Genomic DNA, 26,634 nt, shown 5'->3' with positions numbered 1-26,634 from the left:
AGGCTGCGATCTTTTGCTTTTGGGGTGTTCCCAACCACGCACCAACTTGTTACCGAACGCCCCAGCGTGGCGCAAAACCATGCTCTCGTAACCATCCCCCAACTCCCCAAACCAGCCCCGCGAAAAATTTCATCATCGCCAGAACCCTTGATTCAGGCGATCTCCAGCCGTGTCCGCGATTTTTCTTGAACACCGCGTCACCAAGTTGGCCGCTTGATTGCATATGCTTGTATGTACAAGTAAAGACGTATGCGTATGAGTCCGCAGCGTCCACTGATTCGCTTGTCGCGCATTGATGCGCGCAGGCTGCTTGCCCACTGCCAGGGTTGGTTTGAATTGATCGCTGAGGAGTCTTTTTCGTGACTGATAACAACCGTACTGCTACTGCATTTACAAAGCACCGTGACGTCGAAATCCGTGCCGCCCGCGGCAACAAGCTGACCGCCAAGAGCTGGCTGACCGAAGCGCCGCTGCGCATGCTGATGAACAACCTCGACCCGGAAGTCGCCGAGAACCCGAAAGAGCTGGTGGTTTATGGCGGTATCGGTCGCGCCGCCCGTAACTGGGAGTGCTACGACAAGATCGTCGAGAGCCTGACCAACCTGAATGACGACGAGACCCTGCTGGTGCAATCCGGCAAGCCGGTCGGCGTGTTCAAGACCCACAGCAACGCCCCGCGCGTCCTGATCGCCAACTCCAACCTCGTACCGCACTGGGCGAGCTGGGAGCACTTCAACGAACTCGACGCCAAGGGCCTGGCCATGTACGGCCAGATGACTGCTGGCAGCTGGATCTACATCGGCAGCCAGGGCATCGTTCAAGGCACCTACGAAACCTTCGTTGAGGCCGGTCGTCAGCACTACAACGACAACCTCTCCGGCAAGTGGGTCCTGACCGCAGGTCTGGGCGGCATGGGTGGCGCTCAGCCTCTGGCGGCAACCCTGGCCGGCGCCTGCTCGCTGAACATCGAATGCCAGCAGGTCAGCATCGATTTCCGTCTGAAAAGCCGCTACGTCGACGAGCAAGCTACTGACCTCGATGACGCGCTGGCGCGCATCGCCAAATACACCAAAGAAGGCAAAGCGATCTCCATCGCCCTGCTGGGCAACGCGGCGGAAATCCTGCCGGAACTGGTCAAGCGCGGCGTGCGCCCGGACATGGTCACCGACCAGACCAGCGCCCACGATCCACTCAACGGTTACCTGCCGGCCGGCTGGACCTGGGACGAATACCGCGCCCGCGCCAAGACCGAACCGGCCGCTGTGATCAAAGCCGCCAAGCAGTCGATGGCTGTGCACGTCAAAGCGATGCTGGAATTCCAGAAACAAGGCATTCCGACCTTCGACTACGGCAACAACATCCGTCAGATGGCGCAGGAAGAAGGCGTCGAGAACGCATTCGACTTCCCGGGTTTCGTGCCGGCTTACATCCGTCCGCTGTTCTGTCGTGGCATCGGCCCGTTCCGCTGGGCGGCGCTGTCGGGTGATCCGCAAGACATCTACAAAACCGACGCCAAGGTCAAAGAGCTGATCCCGGACGACGCCCACCTGCACAACTGGCTGGACATGGCCCGGGAGCGCATCAGCTTCCAGGGTCTGCCGGCACGTATCTGCTGGGTTGGCCTGGGCCTGCGCGCCAAGCTCGGTCTGGCCTTCAACGAAATGGTTCGCAGCGGTGAATTGTCCGCGCCAATCGTGATCGGTCGCGACCACCTCGACTCCGGTTCGGTTGCCAGCCCGAACCGCGAAACCGAATCGATGCAGGACGGTTCCGACGCTGTGTCCGATTGGCCACTGCTCAACGCTCTGCTCAATACCGCGAGCGGCGCGACCTGGGTCTCCCTGCACCACGGTGGCGGCGTCGGCATGGGTTTCTCGCAGCACTCGGGCATGGTGATTGTCTGCGACGGCACCGACGAAGCGGCCGAGCGAATCGCACGCGTGCTGCATAACGACCCGGCCACCGGTGTCATGCGTCACGCCGACGCTGGTTACCAGATCGCCATCGATTGCGCGAAGGAGCAGGGCCTGAACCTGCCGATGATTACCGGTAAATAAACGCAAAACCCTGTAGGAGCTGCCGCAGGCTGCGATCTTTTGAGGTTGGTTTTTCAAGATCAAAAGATCGCAGCCTGCGGCAGCTCCTACAGGGAATCTAACAATCCACAGAGGTTGAATCATGGCTGTTGACACCGATCGTGCAGGCAACAAACCGTTGATCGAAAGGCGTTCGATCGACTACATCCCGGAAGTGGAAAGACACGGTCGTCTGTTCAGCCAGTTCACCCTGTGGATGGGTGCCAATCTGCAGATCACCGCGATTGTCACCGGGGCCCTGGCCGTGGTGCTGGGCGGTGATGTGTTCTGGTCGTTGATCGGTCTGCTGATCGGTCAACTGCTCGGCGGTGGCGTCATGGCGCTGCATGCTGCGCAAGGACCGAAACTGGGCTTGCCGCAAATGATCTCCAGCCGCGTGCAGTTCGGTGTGTATGGCGCGGCCATCCCGATCGTGCTGGTGTGTTTGATGTACCTGGGTTTTACCGCCACCGGAACCGTGCTTTCCGGTCAGGCGCTGGGCCAGTTGTTTGGTGTCAGCGACAGCGCCGGCATCCTGATTTTTGCCAGTGTCATCGTCTTGGTAACGGTGCTCGGTTATCGAGTTATCCACTGGATTGGCCGTGTCGCCAGCGTCATCGGCGTGATCGCTTTTGTTTTCCTGTTCTGGCGTCTGATGAATCAGACCGACGTCGGCGCACTCCTGCAAATCCGCCATTTCAGCTGGAGCAGTTTCCTGCTGGCGGTGTCGCTCGCCGCTTCCTGGCAGATCGCTTTCGGCCCATACGTGGCTGACTATTCGCGCTACCTGCCGAGCAGCACTTCCTCGGTGAAAACCTTTTTCGCCGCGGGTGCCGGGTCGGTGATTGGCGCCCAAGTGGCGATGATCCTCGGCGTATTCGCTGCGGCTTCGGCGAACGGCCAATTCGCCGGCCATGAAGTGGCTTACATCGTAGGTCTGGGCGGTACCGGTGCCACCGCTGCGCTGCTGTACTTCAGCATCGCCTTCGGCAAAGTGACCATTTCCACGCTGAACTCCTACGGCAGCTTCATGTGCATCGCGACCATCATCAGCGGTTTCCGTGGTCACCTGAAGGTGTCCCGCCTGCAGCGTCTTGTGTTCGTGCTGTTCATCGTCGGTGCGGCAACCCTGATCGCATTGCTTGGTCAGCATTCGTTTCTCGGGGCGTTCAAGTCTTTCATCCTGTTCCTGCTCGCCTTCTTCACGCCATGGAGCGCGATCAACCTGGTGGACTACTACTGCATCACCCGTGAGCGCTATGACGTGCCGGCGCTGGCCGATCCAAATGGTCGCTATGGCCGCTGGAACATCCTCGGTATCAGCGTTTATGTGTTCGGCGTGCTGGTGCAGCTGCCGTTTATTTCCACCAAGTTCTACACAGGTCCCTTGGTGGCGGCGCTGGGTGATGTGGATATCTCCTGGATCATCGGGCTGGTGGTGCCCGCCGCCGTGTATTACGTCTGTGCGAAAAAATGGCACAGCGCCGTACCTGATCATCTGATTCTGCCGACCGAGCGGGACAGCGATGCACAACCTGAAAAAAGCGGGGCCAGCCGTGTTGCGGCGCAGGCCTGATTGGACGTGGACAGGGCTGGATGCCTCTTGACTGCCGTAAGCCCAATTCATGATTAGGAGCGTCACGACAATGAAATCGAACAAGACCCTGCTGACCACTGTGCTTTCCATGGGCCTGCTCGCCAGTGCCGGTGCCACCCAGGCGGCCGGTTGGTGCGAGTCAGGCAAACCGGTGAAGTTCGCCGGCCTGAACTGGGAAAGCGGCATGCTGCTGACCGACGTCATGCAAGTGGTGTTGGAGAAAGGCTACGACTGCAAGACCGACAGCCTGCCGGGCAACTCCATCACCATGGAAAACGCCCTGAGCAGCAACGACATTCAAGTGTTCGCCGAAGAGTGGGTCGGCCGCAGCGAAGTCTGGAACAAGGCCGAGAAGGCCGGCAAGGTCGTCGGTGTCGGCGCACCTGTCGTGGGCGCTATCGAAGGCTGGTACGTGCCGCGTTATGTGATCGAAGGCGACGCCAAGCGCAAGCTTGAACCGAAAGCGCCAGACCTGAAAAACATCGCTGATCTGGCCAAGTATTCCGCCGTGTTCAAAGACGCTGAAGAGCCGGCCAAGGGCCGCTTCTACAACTGCCCGGCCGGCTGGACCTGCGAGCTGGACAACAGCGAAATGCTGAAAAGCTACGGACTGGAAAACAGCTACACCAACTTCCGCCCAGGCACCGGCCCGGCGCTGGATGCGGCGGTGCTGTCGAGCTACAAACGTGGCGAGCCGATTCTCTTCTACTACTGGTCGCCGACCCCGCTGATGGGCCAGGTCGATCTGGTCAAACTGGAAGAAAAACCGGGCGTCGACAAGGCCGTGACGATCAAGGTCGGCCTGTCCAAGACCTTCCACGAGCAGGCTCCAGAGCTGGTGGCCGTGCTGGAAAAGGTCAACCTGCCGATCGATCTGCTGAACCAGAATCTGGGACGCATGGCGAAGGAACGTATCGAGTCGCCAAAACTGGCGAAAATCTTCCTCAAGGAACATCCTGAAGTCTGGCACGCGTGGGTCAGTGAAGACGCCGCCAAGAAAATCGACGCGGCGCTGTAGGTCGATACCTCCCGGCCAACCGTGAGGCTGGCCGGGAGATATGCCGTCATCGCTTGATTGAGATTTCTGATTGAGAGCCGCTTATGTTTCCCGAAAGCTTTACCTTTTCCATCGCCGACTGGGTCAACGGTTGGGTCGATTCGCTGGTCACCAACTACGGTGATGTGTTCCGCCAGATCTCGGACACCCTGTTGTGGGCCATCGTCAATCTCGAAGGCCTGCTGCGTGCAGCGCCTTGGTGGCTGATGCTGGCGATCGTCGGTGTCGTCGCCTGGCATGCAACGCGCAAAGTCGTGACCACGGCGGTGATCGTCGGTCTGTTGTTTCTCGTAGGCGCTGTCGGCCTGTGGGACAAACTCATGCAGACGCTGGCGCTGATGATGGTGGCGACGATCATTTCGGTGCTGATCGGCATTCCGCTGGGGATTCTCTCGGCGCGCAGCAATCGCCTGCGTTCGGTATTGATGCCGCTGCTCGACATCATGCAGACCATGCCGAGTTTCGTGTACCTGATCCCGGTGCTGATGCTGTTCGGTCTGGGCAAGGTCCCGGCGATTTTCGCCACCGTGATCTACGCCGCGCCACCGCTGATTCGCCTGACCGATCTGGGCATTCGCCAGGTCGACGGCGAAGTCATGGAAGCGATCAACGCGTTCGGTGCCAACCGCTGGCAGCAACTGTTCGGCGTGCAGCTGCCGCTGGCCCTGCCAAGCATCATGGCCGGGATCAACCAGACCACCATGATGGCCCTGTCGATGGTGGTGATCGCCTCGATGATCGGCGCCCGTGGCCTGGGTGAAGACGTGCTGGTGGGGATTCAGACCCTCAACGTCGGACGCGGGCTTGAGGCCGGTCTGGCGATCGTGATTCTCGCAGTGGTCATCGACCGCATTACTCAGGCGTACGGTCGGCCACGGCATGAGGTGAGCAAATGAGCAACGCAACCGTGAGCAAGATCGAAGTCAAAAACGTCTTCAAGATTTTCGGCAACCGCGCCAAGGACGCCTTGGCCATGGTGGGCCAAGGCAAGACCAAGGATCAGGTGCTGAACGAAACCGGCTGCGTGGTCGGAGTCAACGACCTGTCGCTGAGCATCGGCACTGGCGAGATTTTCGTGATCATGGGCCTGTCCGGCTCCGGCAAATCGACGCTGGTGCGCCACTTCAATCGCCTGATCGACCCGACCAGTGGCGCGATCCTGGTGGACGGCGTGGACATCCTGCAATACGACATGCAAGCCCTGCGCGAATTTCGCCGGCACAAGATCAGCATGGTCTTCCAGAGCTTCGGCCTGCTGCCGCACAAGAGCGTGCTCGACAACGTCGCCTACGGCCTGAAAGTGCGCGGCGAGAGCAAGCAACTGTGCGCCGAGCGGGCGCAGCACTGGATCAACACCGTGGGCCTCAAAGGCTACGAAAACAAATACCCGCACCAGCTCTCCGGCGGCATGCGTCAGCGTGTGGGCCTGGCCCGCGCCTTGGCGGCGGACACTGACATCATCCTGATGGACGAGGCGTTCAGCGCGCTGGATCCGCTGATCCGCGCCGAGATGCAGGACCAGTTGCTGGAACTGCAAAAGACCCTGCACAAGACCATCGTCTTCATCACCCACGACCTCGACGAGGCGGTGCGTATCGGCAATCGCATTGCGATCCTCAAGGATGGCAAGTTGATTCAGGTTGGTACGCCACGCGAGATCCTGCATTCGCCGGCGGATGAATATGTTGACCGGTTCGTGCAGCGGCGGGCGGCGGTGGTCTGATCTGGGTTTTGCAGTGCAATGACTGGCCTCATCGCTGGCAAGCCAGCTCCCACAGGGAATGTGTGAACCCTGAGGACTCTGTAGGGGCTGGCAGGCCCAGGTCTTACAAAGATTGTGTGAACACTGGGGGCTCTGTGGGGGCTGGCAGACCCAGGTCTTACAAAGATTGTGTGAACACAGGGGGCTCTGTGGGGGCTGGCAGGCCCAGTTCCTACAGAGATTGTGTGAACACTGGAGATCCTGTGGGAGCTGGCTTGCCAGCGATAGGGCCAGTGAAGCTGCATCAATATTACGGTTGAGGTTAAAGATGTCCCAGGCTGAAAAAGTCGTGATCACCGGCGCCCACCTGCGCTGGCAAGACGTAGTCGCCGTCGCCCGTCACGGCGCGCCGCTCGAGCTGTCGAGCGACACGTGGGCGCGCATCGAAAACGCGCAAGGCATCGTCCAGCGCATTGTTGCCAGCGGCGAGCGTGCTTATGGCGTCAATACCGGCCTGGGCGGGCTCTCCAATGTCTCGCTGAAAGACGAACAGCTCAGCCAGTTGTCACGCAACACTTTGCTCAGCCATGCCTGCGGCGTCGGCCCGGTACTCGCTGACGAACAAACCCGCGCGATCATCTGTGCCGCGATCCACAACTACAGCCACGGCAAATCCGGCATCCATCGCCGGGTGGTCGAAGCGCTGCTGGCGTTGCTCAATCGCGGCATCACGCCGCAGGTGCCGTCGCAAGGCTCGGTGGGTTATCTGACCCACATGGCGCACATCGGCATTGCGCTGCTAGGCGTCGGCAGCGTCAGCTATCGCGGGCAAATCACCTCTGCTCAACAAGCGCTGGCCGAAGAGGGCCTGCAACCGGTGCAACTCGGCGCGAAGGACGGTTTGTGTCTGGTCAACGGCACGCCGTGCATGACCGGCCTCAGCTGCCTGGCCATCGCCGACGCCACGCGCCTGCTGCAATGGGCCGACGTGATCGGCGCCATGAGTTTCGAAGCGCAGCGTGGGCAGATCGCCGCGTTCGATGCGGAGATCATTGCGCTGAAACCGCATCCGGGGATGCAGCAGGTTGGCGTCAATCTGCGTACATTGCTCGACGGCAGTGAAGTGATCGCATCGAGCAAAGGCATTCGCACTCAGGACGCGCTGAGCATCCGTTCGATTCCGCAGGTGCACGGCGCCGCGCGCGATCAACTGGAGCATGCGATCAAACAGATCGAAAGCGAACTCAATGGCTGCACCGATAACCCGCTGCTGCTGGGCACACCGGACGAATTCCGCGTCATGTCGCAAGCCAACCCGCACGGTCAGTCGGTGGCAATGGCGGCAGATTTGCTGGCGATTGCCATGGCGGAAATCGGCTCGATTGCCGAGCGTCGTCTTGATCGCTTGGTGAATCCGCACGTCAGCGGTCTGCCGGCATTTCTGGTGGCCAATCCGGGGGTTAACTCCGGGATGATGATCGTGCAATACGTCGCCGCGTCGCTGTGTGCGGAAAACCGCCAATTGGCGCAACCGGCGGTGCTCGACAACTACATCACTTCAGGTTTGCAGGAAGACCACTTGAGCATGGGCACCAACGCCGCGCTCAAACTGCATCGCGCCCTGGAAAACTGCACGCAGATCCTCGCCATCGAATATCTGCTGGCGGCGCAGGCGTTTGAATTCCTCAAGGAACAACGTTTCGGCGCGGGCACCGATGTTGCGTGGCGACTGCTGCGCGAAAAGGTCCCGGCTTATGATCAGGATCGCTGGCTGGCGCCGGATATCACCGCCGCCGCGAGTGTTTTGAAAGACTCGAACTTGCTGCACCGCGTATTACCGAATCTGCACTGAAAATCTATCTACGCCAGCGTACCAAGGCGCGGCTCCCCAAAAGGGCAGACGCGACGGACAACGGACATCTCCGGAGCGTCTGGCGAGTTAACAATAAACTCTCAAAAGGAGCACAAAATGACTGCGCTGAACCTGATTCCCGGCCAACTGAGCCTGGCCCAACTGCGTGACGTGTATCAGAACCCGGTCAAGCTGACCCTCGACGACAGCGCCTCGCAACAGATTGAAGCCAGCGTCGCCTGCGTCGAGCAGATCCTCGCCGAAAATCGTACCGCCTACGGCATCAATACCGGTTTCGGCCTGCTGGCCTCGACCCGCATCGCCAGCGAAGATCTGGAAAACCTCCAGCGCTCGCTGGTGTTGTCCCACGCTGCCGGTGTCGGCGCGCCGATCAGCGATGCGCTGGTGCGGCTGGTGATGGTGCTCAAGGTCAACAGCCTCAGCCGTGGTTTTTCTGGCATCCGTCGCGTTGTGATCGATGCGCTCATTGCACTGATCAATGCCGAGGTCTATCCGCACATTCCGTTGAAAGGTTCGGTCGGTGCTTCCGGCGACCTGGCTCCATTGGCGCACATGTCGCTGGTGCTGCTTGGCGAAGGCAAGGCGCGTTACAAGGGCGAGTGGATGGAAGCGACCGAAGCGCTGAAAGTCGCCGGCCTGACGCCGCTGACGCTGGCGGCGAAGGAAGGTCTGGCGTTGCTCAACGGCACTCAGGTTTCTACTGCTTTTGCGTTGCGTGGTCTGTTTGAAGGTGAGGATTTGTTTGCGGGCGCCATCGCGCTGGGCGGTCTGACGGTTGAAGCGGTGCTCGGTTCGCGCTCGCCGTTCGATGCGCGCATCCACGCGGCTCGCGGGCAGAAAGGCCAGATCGATGCGGCCGCTGCTTACCGCGATTTGCTGGGTGAGCGCAGCGAAGTTTCCGACTCGCACCAGAACTGCGACAAGGTCCAGGATCCGTACTCCCTGCGCTGCCAGCCGCAAGTCATGGGCGCCTGCCTGACCCAGTTCCGCCAGGCTGCTGAAGTGCTGGCGGTTGAAGCCAACGCCGTCTCCGATAATCCGCTGGTGTTTGCCGCTGAAGGCGATGTGATTTCCGGCGGTAACTTCCACGCCGAACCAGTGGCCATGGCCGCTGACAACATGGCGCTGGCGATCGCTGAAATCGGCTCGCTGAGCGAACGCCGCATCTCGCTGATGATGGACAAGCACATGTCGCAACTGCCGCCGTTTCTCGTGGCCAATGGCGGCGTGAACTCCGGTTTCATGATCGCTCAGGTGACGGCTGCCGCACTGGCCAGTGAGAACAAGGCGTTGTCCCACCCGCATTCGGTGGACAGCCTGCCGACTTCAGCCAACCAGGAAGACCACGTTTCAATGGCTCCAGCGGCCGGCAAGCGTCTGTGGGAAATGGCCGAGAACACCCGCGGGATTCTCGCCGTGGAATGGTTGGCGGCGGTGCAGGGGCTGGATCTGCGCAATGGCCTGAAGACCTCGGCGAAGCTGGAACAGGCTCGGGCCATTCTGCGCAAGGAAGTGCCGTTCTATGAGAAGGACCGGTTCTTTGCACCGGACATCAATGCGGCGACTGAGCTGCTGGCTTCGCGGTGTTTGAACGATCTGGTTCCGGCGAAAATGCTGCCTAGCCTTTGATGACCTCTTCGCGAGCAGGCTCGCTCCCACAGTCGGAATGCTTACCCCTGTGGGAGCGAGCCTGCTCGCGAAATCGATTTTGAATACTGTGGAGACTAAGGGATGAAAACCCTCTGGCAACACTGCCACGTCGCAACCATGGCGCAGGGCGTCTACTCGATCATCGAGGATGCCGCCATCGTGACGTCCGGTGCGCTCATCGAGTGGATCGGCCCGCGCAATCAATTGCCTTCCGGCGAATACCCGGCGGTCTGCGACCTGCAAGGAGCGTGGGTCACCCCCGGCCTGATCGACTGCCACACCCACACGGTGTTCGGTGGCAATCGCAGCGGCGAGTTCGAGAAACGTCTGCAAGGCGTCAGCTACGCGGAAATCGCCGCGGCCGGCGGCGGCATCGCCAGCACCGTGCGCGCGACTCGCGAAGCTACCGAAGATGAACTGTTCGCCAGCGCCGCCAAACGCCTGAAAAGCCTGATGCGCGACGGCGTGACCACGGTAGAGATGAAGTCCGGCTACGGTCTCGATCTGGCCAACGAACGCAAGATCCTGCGAGTCATCCGTCGTCTGGCAAAAGAGCTGCCGATCAGCGTGCGCAGCACCTGCCTGGCCGCTCACGCGTTGCCGCCGGAGTACAAGGATCGCGCCGACGATTACATCGATCACATCTGCACCGACATGCTGCCTGCGCTGGCCGCCGAAGGTCTGGTCGATGCAGTGGACGCGTTCTGCGAATACCTGGCGTTCTCGCCGGAGCAGGTCGAGCGCGTTTTCATCGCCGCGCAAACACTCGGTCTGCCGGTGAAGTTGCACGCCGAGCAACTGTCGTCGCTGCACGGTTCCAGCCTCGCCGCGCGTTATAAGGCGTTGTCCGCCGATCACCTGGAGTTCATGGACGAAGCCGATGCCATCGCCATGGCCGCGTCCGACACCGTCGCGGTGCTGCTGCCGGGCGCGTTCTACTTCCTGCGCGAAACCCAGTTGCCGCCGATGGACGCCTTGCGCAAACACAAGGTGAAAATCGCCATCGCCAGCGATCTCAATCCGGGCACCTCGCCTGCGTTGTCGCTGCGTTTGATGTTGAACATGGCCTGCACCTGTTTCCGCATGACCCCGGAAGAGGCCCTGGCCGGCGCAACCATTCACGCTGCGCAAGCGCTGGGCATGGCCGCCACACATGGTTCGCTGGAAGTTGGCAAGGTCGCGGATTTTGTCGCCTGGCAGATCGATCGCCCGGCGGATCTGGCGTATTGGCTCGGTGGCGATCTGGACAAACGCGTCGTGCGTCACGGCGTTGAATCAAGTCTGTAGGAGAGCGGTTGTGGATAAGGTTCTGAATTTCAAACAAGGTCGCGTGCCGCTGCTGATCAGCATGCCGCATGCCGGTTTACGTCTGACCCCGGTGGTCGAGGCCGGCCTGATCGGCGACGCGAAAAGCCTGCCGGACACTGACTGGCATATTCCGCAACTGTACGACTTTGCCGAAGCGCTGGGCGCCAGTACTCTGGCGGCCGAGTACTCGCGCTTCGTCATCGACCTGAACCGGCCGTCCGATGACAAACCGTTGTATGCCGGGGCGACCACCGGCCTGTATCCGGCAACGCTGTTTGATGGCATCCCGTTGTTCAAGGAAGGGCTGGAGCCGTCGAAAGAAGAGCGCGCGACGTATCTGGAGCAAATCTGGACGCCGTATCACCGCACTTTGCAGCAAGAGCTGGCACGGCTGAAGGCCGAGTTCGGCTATGCGCTGCTGTTTGATGCGCACTCGATTCGCTCGATCATCCCGCACCTGTTTGACGGCAAGCTGCCGGACTTCAACCTCGGTACCTTCAACGGCGCCAGTTGCGATCCGCAGCTGGCGACTCAACTGGAGGCGATCTGCGCGCGCCACAGCGACTACAGCCATGTGCTGAACGGGCGCTTCAAGGGCGGCCACATCACCCGTCATTACGGCAACCCGGCCGAGAATATTCACGCGGTGCAACTGGAGCTGGGGCAGTGCACCTATATGGAAGAATTCGAACCGTTCCGCTACCGCGCCGATCTGGCCGAGCCGACGCAGTTGGTGCTCAAGGAATTGCTGCAGGGCTTGCTGAAGTGGGGCGAATCCCGCTACCGCACGTAATCACACAATTCGTTGTGGGAGCTAGCCTGCTCGCGAAGGCGTCCGGTCAGGCAACATCTATGTTGCATGACCCACCACTTTCGCGAGCAGGCTCGCTCCCACAGGTTTTATGTGCGGCTCAAAACCGCTTTGGTTTATGGCTGACAGACGGCGACAGCGCACAGGCATGCTCATTGACGTAAATCGGGTTTATGATGCCAAACGGCAGAATAATAGAAGTCCCCCCAGGGATGACCTCGACCCCTTACGGAGCGCGCAATGCAGACTTTGTTTCCGCAGATCAAACCTCACGCCCGGCACGATCTGGCTGTCGATGACACCCATACGCTTTACGTCGACGAAAGCGGCTCACCGGAAGGCTTGCCGGTCGTGTTCATCCATGGTGGCCCGGGCGCCGGTTGCGACGCCCAGAGCCGTCGCTATTTCGATCCGAATCTTTACCGCATTGTCACCTTCGACCAGCGTGGCTGCGGACGCTCGACCCCGCACGCCAGCCTCGAAAACAACACCACCTGGGATCTGGTCGCCGATCTTGAGCGCATCCGCAAGCACCTGGGCATCGACAAATGGGTGCTGTTCGGCGGTTCGTGGGGTTCGACCCTGGCGCTGGCCTACGCGCAAACCCATCCGGAGCGTGTTCACGGTCTGATCCTGCGTGGGATCTTTCTTTGCCGTCCGCAGGAAATCGAGTGGTTCTATCAGGCCGGCGCCAGCCGCCTGTTCCCCGATTACTGGCAGGACTACATCGCGCCTATCCCACTGGACGAGCGCGATGACTTGCTCAGTGCCTTCCACAAACGCCTGACCGGTAACGACCAGATCGCCCAAATGCATGCAGCCAAGGCCTGGTCGACCTGGGAAGGGCGCACCGCGACGCTGCGGCCGAATCCACTGGTAGTCGATCGCTTCTCCGAGCCGCAGCGTGCGCTGTCGATTGCGCGGATCGAATGCCACTACTTCACCAATAATGCTTTCCTTGAACCGAACCAGTTGATTCGTGACATGGGCAAGATCGCTCATCTGCCGGGCGTGATCATCCACGGTCGCTACGACGTGATCTGCCCGCTCGACAACGCCTGGGAATTGCACCAGGCCTGGCCAAACAGCGAATTGCAGGTGATCCGCGACGCCGGCCACGCAGCATCCGAACCGGGTATTACTGATGCACTGGTGCGCGCGGCGGGCAATATGGCGCGTCGCCTGCTCGATCTGCCGCCCGAAGAAGCATGAAGGGGCTTTTACAGCGCGTGCGGGGTGCGCGAGTGGAAGTGGCGGGCGAGGTGGTTGGCGCGGTCGATCAGGGTTTGCTGGTGCTGGTAGCGGTAGAACCCGACGACACGCGTGCCAGCGCCGACAAACTTCTGCATAAGCTGCTTAACTATCGGGTATTCAGCGACGACGAGGGCAAGATGAATTTGTCTCTCGCCGATATCGGCGGTGGGTTGCTGCTGGTCTCTCAGTTCACCCTGGCTGCCGATACCAAAAGCGGGTTGCGCCCGGGCTTCTCGACCGCGGCGCCTCCGGCGTTGGGCGAGGAATTATTCGACTATCTATTAGGCAAAGCGAAACAGGTGCATGGCACTGTGGCATCAGGTAGATTCGGCGCGGATATGCAGGTGCATTTGGTCAACGACGGCCCTGTTACCTTTTTGTTACAAACCTGACAACACTTGAAACGCCTTTTTAGGAGATTTCGACGTTTTTAGGGCGTTTTGGCGATAAATACTTTGTTACCCCTGATGCGTTGTCATGCGGGCTACTAGATAATCGCGCGCTACGGTGATCAGCGTTCGTTGGTCCATTTTCACTTAGGTAGAGACTTGTCTGGATCCGATTGGGGAATCATTTTGCCCCAGCGGAGTCGGAACAATGCTCGCCAACCTGGCATATAGATAGCTGGCCGTTGGTTTTTTGATCTGTTTTCGGCGAGGGTTGCTCGTGATTGTTAGTCCCTGTAATGCAGCAAAAATGTCTGCCAAACGCATGCGAAGTGCCCTGGTAGCGGGTTCGGCGCTCCTGTGCCTGCTCAGCGCCGGTCAGCTTTGGGCGTTCAATCTTGACGATGTGTCGGCCAAGGCCAAAGAGCTGGCCGGGCAGAAGTTCGAAGCCCCGCGCAGCAACCTGCCGAACGAATTCCGCGATATGAAGTTCGCGGACTATCAGAAAATCCGCTTCCTCACCGAAAAGGCTGAGTGGGCTGATAAGAAGACGCCGTTCAAGCTCTCCTTCTATCACCAGGGTATGCACTTCGATACACCGGTGAAAATCAACGAAATTACTGCCAACAGCGTCGATGAGATCAAATACGATCCGACTCGCTTCGATTTCGGCGACCTGAAGTTTGATCCAAAAGCCACCGAGCAACTGGGTTATGCCGGTTTCCGTGTGCTGTACCCGATCAACAAGGCCGACAAGCAAGACGAAATCATGACCATGCTCGGCGCGAGCTACTTCCGCGTCGTCGGCAAGGGTCACACCTATGGTCTGTCGGCCCGCGGCCTGGCGATCGATACCGCGTTGCCGTCGGGTGAAGAATTCCCGCGTTTTCGCGAGTTCTGGATTCAGCAGCCGAAACCGGGCGACAAGCATCTGGTGATCTTCGCCCTGCTTGATTCGCCGCGCGCTACCGGTGCCTACCGTCTGATCCTGCGCCCTGGCAGCGACACCATTGTCGACGTCAAAGCGCAGATGTTCCTGCGTGACAAGGTTGGCAAACTGGGCATCGCACCGCTGACCAGCATGTTCCTGTTCGGCGCCAACCAGCCGTCGAAAGTCCTCAACTACCGTCGTGAACTGCACGACTCCAGCGGTCTGTCGATCCATGCCGGCAACGGCGAGTGGATCTGGCGTCCGCTGAATAACCCGAAACACCTGGCCGTGAGCAACTTCAGCGTCGAAAACCTGCGTGGTTTTGGCTTGCTGCAACGTGGCCGTGACTTCAGCCATTACGAAGACCTCGACGACCGCTACGACAAGCGCCCAAGCGCCTGGATCGAGCCGAAGGGCGACTGGGGCAAAGGCACCGTCGATCTGGTCGAGATTCCAACCGCCGACGAAACCAACGACAACATCGTTGCGTTCTGGAGCCCGGAAAAACTGCCGGAGCCAGGTCAGCCACTCGACTTCGCCTATCGCATGCACTGGACCATGGACGAAGCGTCGATTCATGCGCCGGACAGCGCCTGGGTTGCGCAGACTCTGCGCTCCACCGGTGACGTCAAGCAATCGAACCTGATCCGTCAGCCGGATGGCAGCGTTGCCTATCTGGTCGACTTCGAAGGTCCATCGCTGGCGGCTCTGGCCCCGGATGCGGACGTTCGCAGCCAGGTCAGCGTTGGCGACAATGCCGAGCTGGTCGAGAACAACGTGCGCTACAACCCTGAAACCAAGGGCTGGCGTTTGACCCTGCGCATGAAGATCAAGGACGCGAGCAAGGCGACCGAGATGCGTGCCGCTCTGGTGCAGCCAATCGTAACGGCGGATCTGGCCAAGTCTTCGGTACCGGCGTCCAACTCGTCCGTTGCCAAGGCCGACAAGGTTGCCGCCAAGCAACAAGAGAAACTCGACAAGGAAGCCAAGGCAGCCGAGGCCAAACTGGCTGACGCCAAGCCAGCCGCAGATGCCAAGGACAAGGCCAACAAAGACGCCAAGCAGCCAGTCGCTGCGGACGCGGCCACAGCCACACCGGAATCGGCACCGACTGAAGAAGTCCTGACCGAGACCTGGAGCTATCAGTTGCCTGCCGATGAGTAACTCTCAAGTACAGCCAGAGACTCTGTCCGAGTACCTGGCGCATCTGCCGATGACCGACGAGCAGCGCGCGGAACTCGCGGGCTGCCAGTCGTTCAGCGAGTTGCATGAACGCCTGTCGTCCTCGACGTTCGACGCCCCTGCCGAAGCCGCCCAGGCTTCGGTGGGCAAGCGCCTGACACTGAGCACCGCTGAAGAGCTTGAAGAAGCGGAAATGCTGGTGCTCGACGCCAGCGGTCGGGTCAGCCTCAAGGCAACGCCCCCGATCCGTCGGACCAAAGTCGTGCCGGAGCCGTGGCGCACCAATATTCTGGTGCGCGGCTGGCGCCGCTTGACTGGCCGCACCAACCCGCCGCAACCGCCCAAGGACGAGAACGTCCTGCCGGCGGCGCGCTGGCGCACAGTCGGTTCGATCCGTCGCTATATCTTGCTGGTGCTGATGCTCGGTCAGACCATCGTCGCCGGCTGGTACATGAAAGGCATCATGCCGTACCAGGGCTGGTCGTTCGTTGATCTGGAAGAAGTCCTGCATCAGCCACTGCTGCAAACCGCCACGCAAGTGCTGCCGTATGCGCTGCAAACCAGCATCCTGATTCTGTTCGGGATTCTGTTCTGCTGGGTTTCGGCCGGTTTCTGGACCGCGCTGATGGGCTTCCTCGAGTTGCTCACCGGTCACGATAAATACCGCATCTCCGGTAAAAGTGCCGGCAACGAACCGATTGCCAAAGAAGCGCGTACCGCACTGGTAATGCCGATCTGCAACGAAGACGTGCCGCGTGTATTCGCCGGTTTGCGTGCAACGTTCGAATCGGTCGCCGCTACCGGTGATCTGGATCGTTTCGACTTCTTCGTGCTCAGCGACAGTAACGACTCCGACATCTGCGTAGCCGAGCAACAGGCCTGGCTGGACGTCTGCCGCGAAGCCAAGGGCTTCGGCAAGATCTTCTACCGCCGCCGTCGTCGTCGGGTGAAACGCAAGAGCGGCAACCTTGACGACTTCTGCCGTCGTTGGGGCGGTGACTATAAGTACATGGTCGTCCTCGACGCCGACTCGGTCATGAGCGGCGAGTGCCTGACCAGTCTGGTGCGCTTGATGGAAGCCACGCCGGACGCCGGGATCATCCAGACCGCGCCGCGTGCGTCCGGGATGGACACTCTGTATGCGCGCATGCAGCAGTTCGCGACCCGCGTGTACGGCCCGCTGTTTACTGCCGGTCTGCACTTCTGGCAGTTGGGTGAATCCCACTACTGGGGTCACAACGCGATCATCCGCATGAAGCCGTTTATCGACCACTGCGCCCTGGCGCCGTTGCCGGGTAAAGGGGCGTTCTCCGGTGCGATCCTGTCTCACGACTTTGTTGAAGCCGCACTGATGCGTCGTGCCGGTTGGGGCGTGTGGATTGCCTACGACCTGCCGGGCAGTTACGAAGAGTTGCCGCCCAACCTGCTCGACGAACTCAAGCGTGACCGTCGCTGGTGCCACGGCAACCTGATGAACTTCCGTCTGTTCCTGGTAAAAGGCATGCACCCGGTACACCGTGCGGTATTCCTGACGGGCGTGATGTCGTACCTGTCGGCGCCGTTGTGGTTCTTCTTCCTGGTGTTGTCGACTGCGCTACTGGCGGTGAACACCTTGATGGAGCCGCAGTATTTCCTTGAACCGCGTCAGCTCTATCCACTGTGGCCACAATGGCACCCGGAGAAGGCGATCGCGCTGTTCTCGACAACCATCGTGCTGCTGTTCCTGCCGAAACTGTTGAGCATCATCCTGATCTGGGCCAAGGGCGCGAAAGAGTTCGGTGGCAAGTTCAAGGTGACGCTGTCGATGCTGCTGGAGATGTTGTTCTCCATGCTGCTGGCGCCGGTGCGGATGATTTTCCACACCCGTTTCGTCCTGGCCGCGTTCCTCGGCTGGGCCGCGACCTGGAACTCGCCGCAGCGTGACGACGACTCCACGCCATGGAGCGAGGCGGTCAAACGCCACGGTCCGCAGACCCTGTTGGGCTTCTTCTGGGCCTTGCTGGTGATCTGGCTGAACCCGAGCTTCCTTTGGTGGCTGGTGCCGATCGTGGGTTCGTTGATGCTGTCGATTCCTGTGTCGGTGATTTCCAGCCGTGTCGGTCTGGGCCTCAAATCCCGTGACGAGAGCCTGTTCCTCATCCCAGAGGAATACAATCCGCCACAGGCGCTGCTGGCCACCGATCAGTACACCCACGAAAATCGCTGGCACGCACTGAACGACGGCTTCGTCCGCGCGGTGGTCGATCCGCAGCAGAACGCCTTGGCGTGCTCGCTGGCGACCTCCCGTCACGGTCAGGCCGAGCCGATTGAATGGCTGCGTCAGGAGCGTGTGCGTCACGCGATCAAGGTCGGTCCTGCCGGGCTGAACAACCATGATCGCCTGCAACTGTTGAGCGATCCGGTGGCCTTGGCACGCCTGCACGAGCAGGTCTGGGCCGAAGGTCACGCCGAGTGGCTGGACGCATGGCGGGCCTCGGTGAAAGCCGATCCGCATGCGCCGTTGCTGCCGCTGCGACCGGTGGCATTGCAGGCTCAGCCGGCTTGATGAAGAAACCCCGCTAATGTAGCGGGGTTTTTTTTGACTGCTGAACAGTCCCTCACCCTAACTCTCTCCCGGGGTGAGGGTAGCCCTTGATTGTCAAACAAATCACCCATTAACCCTTGTGCAAAAGAACGAGTGCGTTAGCATCCGTCCCCGAATTGGCGCGCCCGGGCTTTTTTGCCCGTCACTGTTGGTTTTCGCGCCGCAAACGCAATGGTTTTGGGGACTTGAAGATGAAGAAGTATCTGTCGATGCTGCTGGTCGGCGTCACGGCACTGGTTGCAGTCAATGCGGCACACGCGGGCGCAATCGATGACGCGGTCAAGCGCGGCACCTTGAAAGTCGGCATGGATCCGACCTACATGCCGTTCGAGATGACCAACAAACGCGGTGAAATCATCGGCTTCGAAGTCGATATCCTCAAAGCCATGACCAAGGCCATGGGCGTCAAACTGGAGCTGGTCTCCACCGGTTACGACGGCATCATCCCGGCGCTGATGACCGACAAGTTCGACATGATCGGCAGCGGCATGACTCTGACTCAGGAACGCAACCTGCGCCTGAACTTCAGCGAACCGTTCATCGTGGTTGGCCAGACCTTGCTGATCCGCAAGGAGCTGGAAGGCACCATCAAGTCCTATAAAGACCTGAACACTGCCGACTACCGCATCACCTCCAAGCTCGGCACCACCGGTGAGATGGTCGCCAAGAAGCTGATCTCCAAAGCCAAGTACCACGGCTACGACAACGAGCAGGAAGCTGTGCTCGACGTGGTCAACGGCAAGGCCGACGCCTTCATCTACGACGCGCCGTACAACGTCGTGGCGGTGACCAAGGTCGGTGCAGGCAAACTGGTGTTCCTCGACAAGCCGTTCACCTACGAGCCGCTGGCCTTCGGCCTGAAGAAGGGCGACTACGACAGCCTCAACTTCATCAACAACTTCCTGCATCAGATCCACGAAGACGGCACCTACGATCGCATCCATGACAAGTGGTTCAAGAGCACCGAGTGGCTCAAGGACATGGAATAAGCCCGGTCAGATAGACCGCGTCGCTCCAATCGCGGGCAAGCCCGCTCCCACAGGGTTCGCGTTGAACACAAAATTTGTGCTCACCCTGGCTCATTGTGGGAGCGGGCTTGCCCGCGATGGCGGACTCTCAAGCGACACAGAATTCGGAACCTGCAAATCCAATGAAACATAAAAAAGCCCAATGGCCCTGGCACGTCTTGACCGTGCTGGTGCTGATCGGTCTGGCGGGCGCGTTGTATTACGCCACGTCGCTGATGTCCTACGAATGGCGCTGGAACCGTGTGCCGCAGTACTTCGCCTATCAGGCGGAAGAAACCCAGCGCGCCACGGACATTTCCACCGTCACTGAACTGGTGCGCAAAGGCAGCAGCGCTGACGTCACCCTGCGCAACGATGCAGGCGACGAACAGCACCTGACCGTCGACGAGAACAGCCTGCAATTCGCTCAGGGCGACGATGTGGCTGAAGGCGACGTCGTGGGTGTTACTCGGCATTGGGCGGCAGGGCCGCTGTTATGGGGGCTGTGGACGACGCTTTGGCTGTCGGTGGTCTCCGGCGTTCTCGGTTTGCTGATCGGTCTGGTCACCGGGCTGTGCCGCTTATCGAGCAACCCGACGTTGCGCGACCTGTCGAGCATCTACGTCGAGTTGGTGCGAGGTACGCCGCTGCTGGTGCAGATTTTCATTTTCTACTTCTTCATCGGCACGGTGATGAACCTGTCCCGGGAGTTTGCCGGGATCGCCGCGTTGTCGCTGTTCACAGGCGCGTACGTGGCCGAGATCATCCGTTCCGGCGTGCAGTCGATTGCCCGGGGCCAGAACGAAGCCGCGCGTTCGCTCGGCCTGAGCTCCGGTCAGTCGATGCGCCACGTCGTGCTGCCGCAAGCGTTCAAACGAGTGCTGCCGCCGCTGGCCGGGCAGTTCATCAGTCTGGTCAAGGACACCTCGCTGGTGTCGGTGATCGCCATCACCGAGCTGCTCAAAAGCGGCCGTGAAGTCATCACAACGTCGTTTTCGCCGTTCGAGATTCTGTTCTGTGTTGCCGGTCTGTACCTGTTGATCAACCTGCCGCTGTCGAAAATCGCCAGTCGGCTTGAGCGGAGGCTCGCGCAAAGTGATTGAAGTCCGCGATCTGGTAAAAGTCTTCGACACCCGTGGGCAAGTGGTGCGTGCGGTGGATAACGTCAGCACCTCGGTCGCCAAAGGTGAAGTGCTGGTAGTGATCGGCCCGTCCGGTTCCGGCAAGTCGACCTTCCTGCGTTGTCTCAATGGCCTGGAAGAGTTCGATTCCGGCTCGGTGAGCATCGACGGTCTGCAACTGGCCGACCCGAAAACCGACGTCAACGCCTACCGCCGCGAAGTCGGCATGGTGTTCCAGCATTTCAATCTGTTCCCGCACATGACCGTGCTGGAAAACCTCTGTCTGGCACAGAAAGTCGTGCGCAAGCGCGGGAAGAAAGAGCGCGAAGCCAAGGCTATGGCATTGCTGGAAAAGGTCGGGATCGCGCAAAAGGCCAACGAGTTTCCGTCACGTCTGTCCGGCGGTCAGCAGCAACGCGTGGCGATTGCCCGGGCGTTGGCGATGGAACCGAAGGTGATGTTGTTCGATGAGCCGACATCGGCCCTCGACCCGGAAATGGTCGGCGAAGTGCTGGATGTGATGAAGAACCTGGCCGTGGAAGGCATGACCATGGTGTGCGTCACCCACGAAATGGGTTTCGCCCGGGAAGTGGCGGATCGGGTGCTGTTCTTCGATCACGGCAAGTTGCTGGAGGATGCCTCGCCGGCAGAGTTCTTCGATGCACCGAAGGATCCGCGAGCTCAGGCTTTTCTACGCCAGGTCCTGTAACTTCGGCGTCCTCTCGGACGCCATCGCTGGCAAGCCAGCTTCCACAGTGAATCGGCTGAACACGCACCTTGTGATCGACTACAAACCTGTGGGAGCTGGCTTGCCAGCGATAGCATCACCTCGGTCCTCAGCGAACCGAGGCAGCTGAATCACCTCAAACCTTGAAGCGTCCCACCAGCGTCTGCAAGTGCGTCCCCAACCGCGCCAGCTCAACGCTGGAGGCGGCGGTTTCCTCACTCGCCGCCGACGTTTGATCCGACACGTCCCGCACATTCAGCACGCTACGGTTGATCTCTTCCGCCACCGCGCTCTGCTGTTCAGCCGCCGCAGCAATCTGCTGGTTCATCGCCTGAATCGCCGACACCGTGCGCGTGATGCTTTCCAGCGAACCACCGGCCCGGCGGGTCAGCTCGACGCTGCTGTCGGTGAGGGTACGGCTGTTGTCCATGATCGTCGCCACTTGCTGGGTGCCGTTTTGCAGGCCGACGATCAGCTCTTCGATCTCTTCGGTGGACTTCTGAGTACGCTGCGCGAGGCTGCGCACTTCATCGGCTACCACCGCGAAACCACGTCCGGCTTCACCGGCACGCGCCGCTTCAATTGCGGCGTTGAGTGCCAGCAGATTGGTTTGCTGGGCCACGGATTTGATCACGTCGAGCACGCTGCCGATTTTGTCGCTTTCGCGCTTGAGCTCGCCCATGGCTGTGGTGGAGTTGCCGACTTCAACGGCCAGACGTTCGATCTGGGCGATTGCTTCGCCAACCACCTTGTCGCCTTCGCGGGCCTGTTGGTCGGCGGCGACGGCGGCTTCTGAGGCCTCTTCGGCGTTACGCGCGACTTCTTGCACGGTGGCGGTCATTTCGTTCATGGCCGTGGCAACCTGATCGGTCTCGATCTTCTGATTGTTGACCCCGGCGCTGGTCTGCTCGGTCACCGCCGACAGTTCTTCAGCGGCGCTGGCGATCTGGGTCACGCCCTCGCTGATCCCGCCGATCAGCTCACGCAGGCCCTGGGTCATGCTCTGCATGGAGCGTTGCAGCTGGCCGAGTTCGTCGCGGCGCAGCGAGACCAGATTGTGGGTCAGATCGCCGGCAGCTACACGTTCCGCGACTTTCAGGGTCTGGTTCAGCGGAATGATGATCTGCCGGGTGATCGCCCAAGCGGCCAGCAAGCCGAAGGCCAAGGCCAGCAGGGTGGCGATCAACAGCATGTTCTTGGCGTGGGCGGCATCGGTGTCGCGCACGACAGTTTGCGAAGCCGTCAGCTTCTTGCTGAGGTCGATCAGAATGTCGCCCTGAGCAGACATGCGCGCCTGTGACGTGGCGCTGGTGACCTGCGAATCGCGGAACTGAGCGACCGCCGCGCGATAGGCCTTGATCGAGTCGGTGGCCTGTTGCAGGTTGGCGATGTGCTGTTCCGGCAGTTGCGAAGGCAGGCTTTCGAGCTTTTTCAGGGCATTGTCGATGGCATCCAAGGCCGGTTGCTCCGCCTCGGCCTTGCCGCTGTAGGTGTAGCCGCGCACTTGATAACGCGCCTGCTGGAGCAGTTTGCTCAGCTCGATCACGTTGTTGAACTGCGCAACACTGTCACCCTGCAGCATTGTTTTTTCGACTTCGGATACTTTGGCTACAGCGTTGTCAGCGTTGGCGCCCAGCTTGCTGCGGGCGTCTTCGCGGTGGACGGTGGCTTGGGTCATGTCGGCAAAGGCACGTTTGTATTCAGCGACGGCGGCCAGTTGCTGATCGACCATGGCGGCATCGGACGGTTGTTCGATCAGGCTGCGAGCGGTTTGCAGACCGCTGTCGAGTTTGCTCAGCAGTTCGTTGACCGTGCCCGGGCCTTGTTCGCCACGGCGCGCTTCATAGTCCAGCCGTGCCAGTCGAAGGTCCTTGGTCAGCTCGTTAAGGCTGGAGATGAACCCGAGCTTGTCGCCGCGGCTGATGATGCCGCTCATGCCGGTCCAGCCGGTAAAGGTGATCAATAACGTCAGCAACAGCACCAGGCCGAAACCGATTCCCAGTTTGCGCTTGACGCTGACGTTTCCAAGACTCTCGGCTAACCAACGGTACATGCGACGACTCCCTTGAACCACTAATTGGACTTATGGGGAGGGTATCGGCCAAGTGATGGCAATCTGTAACACCACTTATCCGACGGCCCCGCACGGTGCAAATGTAGGAGCTGCCGAAGGCTGCGATCTTTTGATCTTGCTTCTAAAACAACATCAAAAGATCGCAGCCTTCGGCAGCTCCTACAGGGGATTGGGCGACGCTTAGAAGAGGCGGGCGAGGAGGGCGGTCACGGCGGTTTCGACGCGCAGGATACGATCGCCGAGCTGCACCGGTTGCAGACCGGACTTGGCCAGCAGGTCGATTTCGTAGGGAATCCAGCCACCTTCCGGGCCAATGGCCAGGGTCACCGGTTCGCTCAAGGCGCGAGGGCACGGCGGATAGTTGCCGGGATGGCCAACCAGGCCGAGGGTACCTTCGGTGATCATCGGCAGTCGATCTTCGACAAAAGGCTTGAAGCGTTTCTCGATGATGATCTCTGGCAGTAGGGTGTCGCGCGCTTGTTCAAGGCCCAGGATCAATTGCTCGCGAATCGCTGCAGGTTCAAGAAACGGCGTCTGCCAGAAGCTTTTCTCGACGCGGTAGCTGTTGACCAGAATCACCTTCAACACGCCCATGGTCGCCACGGTCTGAAACACTCGTCGCAACATCTTCGGGCGCGGCAGGGCCAGCACCAAAGTCAGCGGCAGCTTGGCCGGCGGCGGCTGATCGAGGGTGACGCGCAGTTCCGCTTCACCCGCCTCCAGCCGCAACAGCTCAGCCGAACCCATCAGCCCATTGATGCGCCCGACCCGCAGGCTGTCACCGACTTCCGAGCGATGGACTTCCTTCATGTGTGTCAGGCGTCGATCACGCAGCACCACACGGTCGGCCGCAATGAAGTCGGCCTCCTCGAGCAACAACAGGTTCATGCCTGGGTCGCTGGCGGCTGGTCGTTGTGATCGTCGGCCGGATGCTCGTCCGGGCGTTCGCGTTTGCTGATCAGGCCCCCGAACAGGATGCCGATCTCAAACAGCATCCACATCGGCACGGCCAGCAGGGTCTGCGAGAAGATGTCCGGCGGCGTCAGGATCATGCCGACCACAAAGCAGCCGATGATCACGTACGGGCGGATCTTCCTCAGGTAGGCGACGTCGACTACACCGATCCACACCAGCAGCACCACGGCCACGGGGATTTCGAATGCCACGCCGAACGCAAAGAACAGCGTCATGACGAAATCGAGATAGCTGGCGATGTCGGTCATCATTTCCACGCCGGCCGGGGTGGCTGCAGCGAAGAACTTGAAGATCAGCGGGAACACGAAGTAATAGGCGAACGCCATGCCGGTGTAGAACAGCATGATGCTCGACACCAGCAACGGCACCGCGATGCGCTTCTCATGCTTGTACAGGCCTGGCGCAATAAACCCCCAGATCTGATGCAGGATCACCGGGATCGCCAGGAACAGCGAGACCATCATCGTCAGCTTCAGTGGCGTCAGGAATGGCGACGACACGTCGGTGGCGATCATCGTCGCGCCGACCGGCAGGTACTGGCGCAGCGGCGTCGAGACGAACGTGTAGATCTGCTGGGTGAAGGCAAACAGCCCGGCGAAGATGATGAAAATCGCCGCCACACAACGCAGCAGGCGGGTGCGCAACTCGGTGAGGTGCGATACCAGCGGCATGTGCTGGTCGTTTTCGGGGAGATCGCTCATGGGGCTCGCGGCGGCAGTGTGGGGTCGTGAGGCGCAGGTGTGATCGGCGCGGCGGTTGGAGATACATGTTCAACCGAAGTTTCAGCAGTAGTGGGCACGGTTTCTGTCGGCGCTACAGCGGTGGCAGTTGCCGGTGTCGGAGCGGGTACAGGTGCAGCGGGCGCGGTTGGCGCATGAATCGTCTGTTGGCCCACGTGCTCAACCGACGTCGGTTCTTGCTGAACCGGCTGGAAGATTTTCCGCGCCTCCTGCTCCAGCGACAGAATATGTTCGTTGTGCAGTTGCCGACGAATCTCGTCGGCACCGATTTCACGTTCAACTTCCTGTTTGATCGCGTTGAAGCTGCGCTTCAGCCGGCCGACCCACAGGCCCGCGGTACGCGCAGCACCCGGCAGACGCTCGGGGCCCAGCACCAGCAAGGCAACGAGGCCGACGAGCAGCAGTTCAGAGAAGCTGATACCAAACATTAGTCAGTGCTCACACGTCTTTGCGGATCGGCTCTTCGACTTTCTGCGCCTGCACATCGATGGTGTGCGGCGGGTTGGCCTGAGCGGTGGCTTGCGGCTGCACCGGTGGTACCGGTTGCGCAGGCGTAACGGTCGGATCGACGTTTGGCTTCTCGTCGTCGTTCATGGCTTTGCGAAAGCCCTTGATCGACTCACCGACGTCGGTGCCGAGGTTTTTCAGTTTCTTGGTGCCGAAGACCAGTACCACGACAACCAGAATGACGATCCAGTGTTTCCAGTCAAAAATGCCCATGTTGCTGTTCCTCTCTAAAAATTGTTCAGGCGGACGGACGCGAGGCTTTCTCGACGTGTCCGGACAGGCCGAAGCGGCGATCCAGTTCATCCAGTACAGCCTGCGGATGCTGCCCCAGTTGGGCGAGCATGACCATGCTGTGAAACCACAGGTCAGCCGTCTCGTAGATCACATCACTGCAGTCGCCGCTGATGGCAGCGTCCTTGGCGGCAATAATGGTTTCGACCGACTCTTCGCCGACTTTCTCCAGAATCTTGTTCAGGCCCTTGTGATACAGGCTGGCCACATACGAGCTGTCGGCCGCTGCGCCTTTGCGCTCTTCGAGTACCTGAGCGAGGCGCGTCAGAGTGTCACTCATGTTTGTGTCCTGCGGAATAGATAGCGTGCGGGTCTTTCAGCACCGGGTCGACCGTTTTCCAGTCACCGTTTTCGAAGACGCGGTAAAAGCAGCTTTGACGGCCGGTATGGCAAGCGATGTCGCCGATCTGTTCGACCATCAGGATGATCACGTCGGCGTCACAGTCCAGACGCATTTCATGCAAGGTCTGTACATGGCCGGACTCTTCGCCCTTGCGCCACAGCTTGCCACGGGAACGTGACCAGTAGATTGCACGGTTTTCCGCGGCGGTCAGCTCGAGCGCTTCGCGGTTCATCCACGCCATCATCAGCACGCGTCCGGTCTTGTGATCCTGGGCAATCGCCGGCACCAGGCCATCAGCGTCCCATTTGATCTCGTCCAGCCAGTTTTTCATCTTCAATTCCCGAAACGCAGGTAAAAGCTTTGAGCTTCAAGCTGCAAGTAAAAGCAGATTGCGGTGTTTCAGTATCGTCAGGCTTGCAGCTCGCAGCTTATAACTTGC

At 60.2% G+C, this 26,634-nt stretch carries 22 protein-coding genes and 2 pseudogenes; 16 read left to right on the top strand and 8 right to left on the bottom strand.

Features of this window, described 5'->3' with window-relative positions; all coding sequences use genetic code 11:
- Positions 1–359: 359 nt before the first annotated feature.
- The 16 genes and pseudogenes from hutU (at position 360) to AB4P92_RS13265 (ending at position 21,247) form a co-directional block, all read left to right on the top strand.
- Positions 360–2,057, top strand: coding sequence for a urocanate hydratase (gene hutU, locus AB4P92_RS13340; protein WP_047299375.1), 1,698 nt, complete (start codon positions 360–362; stop codon positions 2,055–2,057).
- Between the two features lie 121 nt (positions 2,058–2,178).
- Positions 2,179–3,651 (top strand): cytosine permease, encoded by a 1,473-nt coding sequence (locus AB4P92_RS13335; protein ID WP_047299376.1) that lies wholly within the window; start codon positions 2,179–2,181, stop codon positions 3,649–3,651.
- A gap of 70 nt (positions 3,652–3,721) precedes the next feature.
- Positions 3,722–4,690 carry an ABC transporter substrate-binding protein gene (locus AB4P92_RS13330; RefSeq protein WP_200613958.1) on the top strand — a complete coding sequence of 323 codons (969 nt, stop codon included), beginning with the start codon at positions 3,722–3,724 and terminating at the stop codon, positions 4,688–4,690.
- An 83-nt stretch (positions 4,691–4,773) separates the two neighbouring features.
- Positions 4,774–5,625, top strand: a complete 852-nt coding sequence (locus AB4P92_RS13325; protein ID WP_042557230.1) for a proline/glycine betaine ABC transporter permease — start codon at positions 4,774–4,776, stop codon at positions 5,623–5,625.
- On the top strand, positions 5,622–6,452 hold the full coding sequence (locus tag AB4P92_RS13320; RefSeq protein WP_042561938.1) for a glycine betaine/L-proline ABC transporter ATP-binding protein: 831 nt from the start codon (positions 5,622–5,624) through the stop codon (positions 6,450–6,452). Before AB4P92_RS13325 ends, AB4P92_RS13320 begins: the two co-directional genes overlap by 4 nt.
- 307 nt (positions 6,453–6,759) lie before the next feature.
- Positions 6,760–8,283 (top strand): histidine ammonia-lyase, encoded by a 1,524-nt coding sequence (hutH, locus tag AB4P92_RS13315; RefSeq protein WP_395599514.1) that lies wholly within the window; start codon positions 6,760–6,762, stop codon positions 8,281–8,283.
- Positions 8,284–8,400: 117 nt separating this feature from the next.
- Positions 8,401–9,933: a histidine ammonia-lyase gene (gene hutH, locus AB4P92_RS13310; protein ID WP_395599513.1), complete on the top strand. Its 1,533-nt coding sequence runs from the start codon at positions 8,401–8,403 to the stop codon at positions 9,931–9,933.
- A 102-nt stretch (positions 9,934–10,035) separates the two neighbouring features.
- Positions 10,036–11,241, top strand: a complete 1,206-nt coding sequence (hutI, locus tag AB4P92_RS13305) for an imidazolonepropionase (RefSeq protein WP_395599512.1) — start codon at positions 10,036–10,038, stop codon at positions 11,239–11,241.
- Positions 11,242–11,251: 10 nt separating this feature from the next.
- Positions 11,252–12,055 (top strand): N-formylglutamate deformylase, encoded by an 804-nt coding sequence (gene hutG, locus AB4P92_RS13300; protein ID WP_395599511.1) that lies wholly within the window; start codon positions 11,252–11,254, stop codon positions 12,053–12,055.
- Positions 12,056–12,313: 258 nt separating this feature from the next.
- Positions 12,314–13,285, top strand: a complete 972-nt coding sequence (gene pip, locus AB4P92_RS13295) for a prolyl aminopeptidase (RefSeq protein ID WP_008080611.1) — start codon at positions 12,314–12,316, stop codon at positions 13,283–13,285.
- The gene (dtd, locus tag AB4P92_RS13290; protein ID WP_042557236.1) at positions 13,282–13,719 is read left to right on the top strand and encodes a D-aminoacyl-tRNA deacylase; all 438 of its coding nucleotides are present in this window, start codon (positions 13,282–13,284) and stop codon (positions 13,717–13,719) included. Before pip ends, dtd begins: the two co-directional genes overlap by 4 nt.
- Positions 13,720–14,023: 304 nt before the next feature.
- Positions 14,024–15,808 carry a glucan biosynthesis protein G gene (locus AB4P92_RS13285; protein WP_234451716.1) on the top strand — a complete coding sequence of 595 codons (1,785 nt, stop codon included), beginning with the start codon at positions 14,024–14,026 and terminating at the stop codon, positions 15,806–15,808.
- Positions 15,801–18,388, top strand: a pseudogene (mdoH, locus tag AB4P92_RS13280) (glucans biosynthesis glucosyltransferase MdoH). The gene AB4P92_RS13285 and the pseudogene mdoH overlap by 8 nt, the downstream one beginning before the upstream one ends.
- Positions 18,389–18,601: 213 nt before the next feature.
- The gene (locus AB4P92_RS13275) at positions 18,602–19,399 is read left to right on the top strand and encodes a transporter substrate-binding domain-containing protein (RefSeq protein ID WP_042561939.1); all 798 of its coding nucleotides are present in this window, start codon (positions 18,602–18,604) and stop codon (positions 19,397–19,399) included.
- A gap of 161 nt (positions 19,400–19,560) precedes the next feature.
- Positions 19,561–20,520, top strand: a complete 960-nt coding sequence (locus tag AB4P92_RS13270; protein ID WP_273877234.1) for an amino acid ABC transporter permease — start codon at positions 19,561–19,563, stop codon at positions 20,518–20,520.
- The gene (locus AB4P92_RS13265) at positions 20,513–21,247 is read left to right on the top strand and encodes an amino acid ABC transporter ATP-binding protein (protein WP_042557240.1); all 735 of its coding nucleotides are present in this window, start codon (positions 20,513–20,515) and stop codon (positions 21,245–21,247) included. Before AB4P92_RS13270 ends, AB4P92_RS13265 begins: the two co-directional genes overlap by 8 nt.
- Positions 21,248–21,401: 154 nt before the next feature.
- On the opposite strand, the gene AB4P92_RS13260 is transcribed toward AB4P92_RS13265, so the two are convergent.
- The 8 genes and pseudogenes from AB4P92_RS13260 to hisI all read right to left on the bottom strand — a co-directional run bounded on the left by AB4P92_RS13260 (position 21,402) and on the right by hisI (position 26,526).
- Complete coding sequence (locus AB4P92_RS13260) at positions 21,402–22,115, bottom strand: methyl-accepting chemotaxis protein (protein ID WP_395599670.1); 714 nt, start codon at positions 22,113–22,115, stop codon at positions 21,402–21,404.
- Positions 22,116–22,256: 141 nt separating this feature from the next.
- A pseudogene (locus AB4P92_RS13255) lies at positions 22,257–23,201 on the bottom strand (methyl-accepting chemotaxis protein); the annotation flags it as partial.
- A 318-nt stretch (positions 23,202–23,519) separates the two neighbouring features.
- Positions 23,520–24,227 (bottom strand): 16S rRNA (uracil(1498)-N(3))-methyltransferase, encoded by a 708-nt coding sequence (locus AB4P92_RS13250; RefSeq protein WP_395599510.1) that lies wholly within the window; start codon positions 24,225–24,227, stop codon positions 23,520–23,522.
- Entirely contained in the window at positions 24,224–25,015 is a 792-nt protein-coding gene (tatC, locus tag AB4P92_RS13245) for a twin-arginine translocase subunit TatC (RefSeq protein WP_042557243.1), read from the bottom strand. The genes AB4P92_RS13250 and tatC overlap by 4 nt, the downstream gene beginning before the upstream one ends.
- Positions 25,012–25,482: a Sec-independent protein translocase protein TatB gene (tatB, locus tag AB4P92_RS13240; protein WP_395599509.1), complete on the bottom strand. Its 471-nt coding sequence runs from the start codon at positions 25,480–25,482 to the stop codon at positions 25,012–25,014. The genes tatC and tatB overlap by 4 nt, the downstream gene beginning before the upstream one ends.
- Before the next feature lie 10 nt (positions 25,483–25,492).
- Positions 25,493–25,774 (bottom strand): twin-arginine translocase TatA/TatE family subunit, encoded by a 282-nt coding sequence (locus AB4P92_RS13235; RefSeq protein WP_042557245.1) that lies wholly within the window; start codon positions 25,772–25,774, stop codon positions 25,493–25,495.
- Positions 25,775–25,799: 25 nt separating this feature from the next.
- Positions 25,800–26,132 carry a phosphoribosyl-ATP diphosphatase gene (locus AB4P92_RS13230; protein ID WP_003220849.1) on the bottom strand — a complete coding sequence of 111 codons (333 nt, stop codon included), beginning with the start codon at positions 26,130–26,132 and terminating at the stop codon, positions 25,800–25,802.
- Positions 26,125–26,526 (bottom strand): phosphoribosyl-AMP cyclohydrolase, encoded by a 402-nt coding sequence (hisI, locus tag AB4P92_RS13225; protein WP_007909357.1) that lies wholly within the window; start codon positions 26,524–26,526, stop codon positions 26,125–26,127. Before hisI ends, AB4P92_RS13230 begins: the two co-directional genes overlap by 8 nt.
- Positions 26,527–26,634: the final 108 nt, after the last annotated feature.

The organism is Pseudomonas sp. A0308, assembly GCF_044218815.1.
Lineage (GTDB): Bacteria > Pseudomonadota > Gammaproteobacteria > Pseudomonadales > Pseudomonadaceae > Aquipseudomonas > Aquipseudomonas iridis.
The sequence above is the reverse complement of the archived record's forward strand: the minus strand, read 5'-3'. Positions and strand labels throughout refer to the sequence as shown.

Bases quoted from the DNA above. Each gene is read 5' to 3' on its own strand.
- AB4P92_RS13250 (WP_395599510.1), bottom strand. From the start codon at position 24,227: ATGAACCTGTTGTTGCTCGAGGAGGCCGACTTCATTGCGGCCGACCGT.
- hutI (WP_395599512.1), top strand. From the start codon at position 10,036: ATGAAAACCCTCTGGCAACACTGCCACGTCGCAACCATGGCGCAGGGC.
- AB4P92_RS13275 (WP_042561939.1), top strand. From the start codon at position 18,602: ATGAAGAAGTATCTGTCGATGCTGCTGGTCGGCGTCACGGCACTGGTT.
- hutH (WP_395599513.1), top strand. From the start codon at position 8,401: ATGACTGCGCTGAACCTGATTCCCGGCCAACTGAGCCTGGCCCAACTG.
- hutH (WP_395599514.1), top strand. From the start codon at position 6,760: ATGTCCCAGGCTGAAAAAGTCGTGATCACCGGCGCCCACCTGCGCTGG.
- AB4P92_RS13325 (WP_042557230.1), top strand. From the start codon at position 4,774: ATGTTTCCCGAAAGCTTTACCTTTTCCATCGCCGACTGGGTCAACGGT.
- AB4P92_RS13285 (WP_234451716.1), top strand. From the start codon at position 14,024: ATGTCTGCCAAACGCATGCGAAGTGCCCTGGTAGCGGGTTCGGCGCTC.
- hisI (WP_007909357.1), bottom strand. From the start codon at position 26,526: ATGAAAAACTGGCTGGACGAGATCAAATGGGACGCTGATGGCCTGGTG.
- tatB (WP_395599509.1), bottom strand. From the start codon at position 25,482: ATGTTTGGTATCAGCTTCTCTGAACTGCTGCTCGTCGGCCTCGTTGCC.
- pip (WP_008080611.1), top strand. From the start codon at position 12,314: ATGCAGACTTTGTTTCCGCAGATCAAACCTCACGCCCGGCACGATCTG.
- AB4P92_RS13260 (WP_395599670.1), bottom strand. From the start codon at position 22,115: ATGAACGAAATGACCGCCACCGTGCAAGAAGTCGCGCGTAACGCCGAA.
- AB4P92_RS13335 (WP_047299376.1), top strand. From the start codon at position 2,179: ATGGCTGTTGACACCGATCGTGCAGGCAACAAACCGTTGATCGAAAGG.
- AB4P92_RS13320 (WP_042561938.1), top strand. From the start codon at position 5,622: ATGAGCAACGCAACCGTGAGCAAGATCGAAGTCAAAAACGTCTTCAAG.
- AB4P92_RS13235 (WP_042557245.1), bottom strand. From the start codon at position 25,774: ATGGGCATTTTTGACTGGAAACACTGGATCGTCATTCTGGTTGTCGTG.
- tatC (WP_042557243.1), bottom strand. From the start codon at position 25,015: ATGAGCGATCTCCCCGAAAACGACCAGCACATGCCGCTGGTATCGCAC.
- AB4P92_RS13230 (WP_003220849.1), bottom strand. From the start codon at position 26,132: ATGAGTGACACTCTGACGCGCCTCGCTCAGGTACTCGAAGAGCGCAAA.
- dtd (WP_042557236.1), top strand. From the start codon at position 13,282: ATGAAGGGGCTTTTACAGCGCGTGCGGGGTGCGCGAGTGGAAGTGGCG.
- AB4P92_RS13270 (WP_273877234.1), top strand. From the start codon at position 19,561: ATGAAACATAAAAAAGCCCAATGGCCCTGGCACGTCTTGACCGTGCTG.
- AB4P92_RS13330 (WP_200613958.1), top strand. From the start codon at position 3,722: ATGAAATCGAACAAGACCCTGCTGACCACTGTGCTTTCCATGGGCCTG.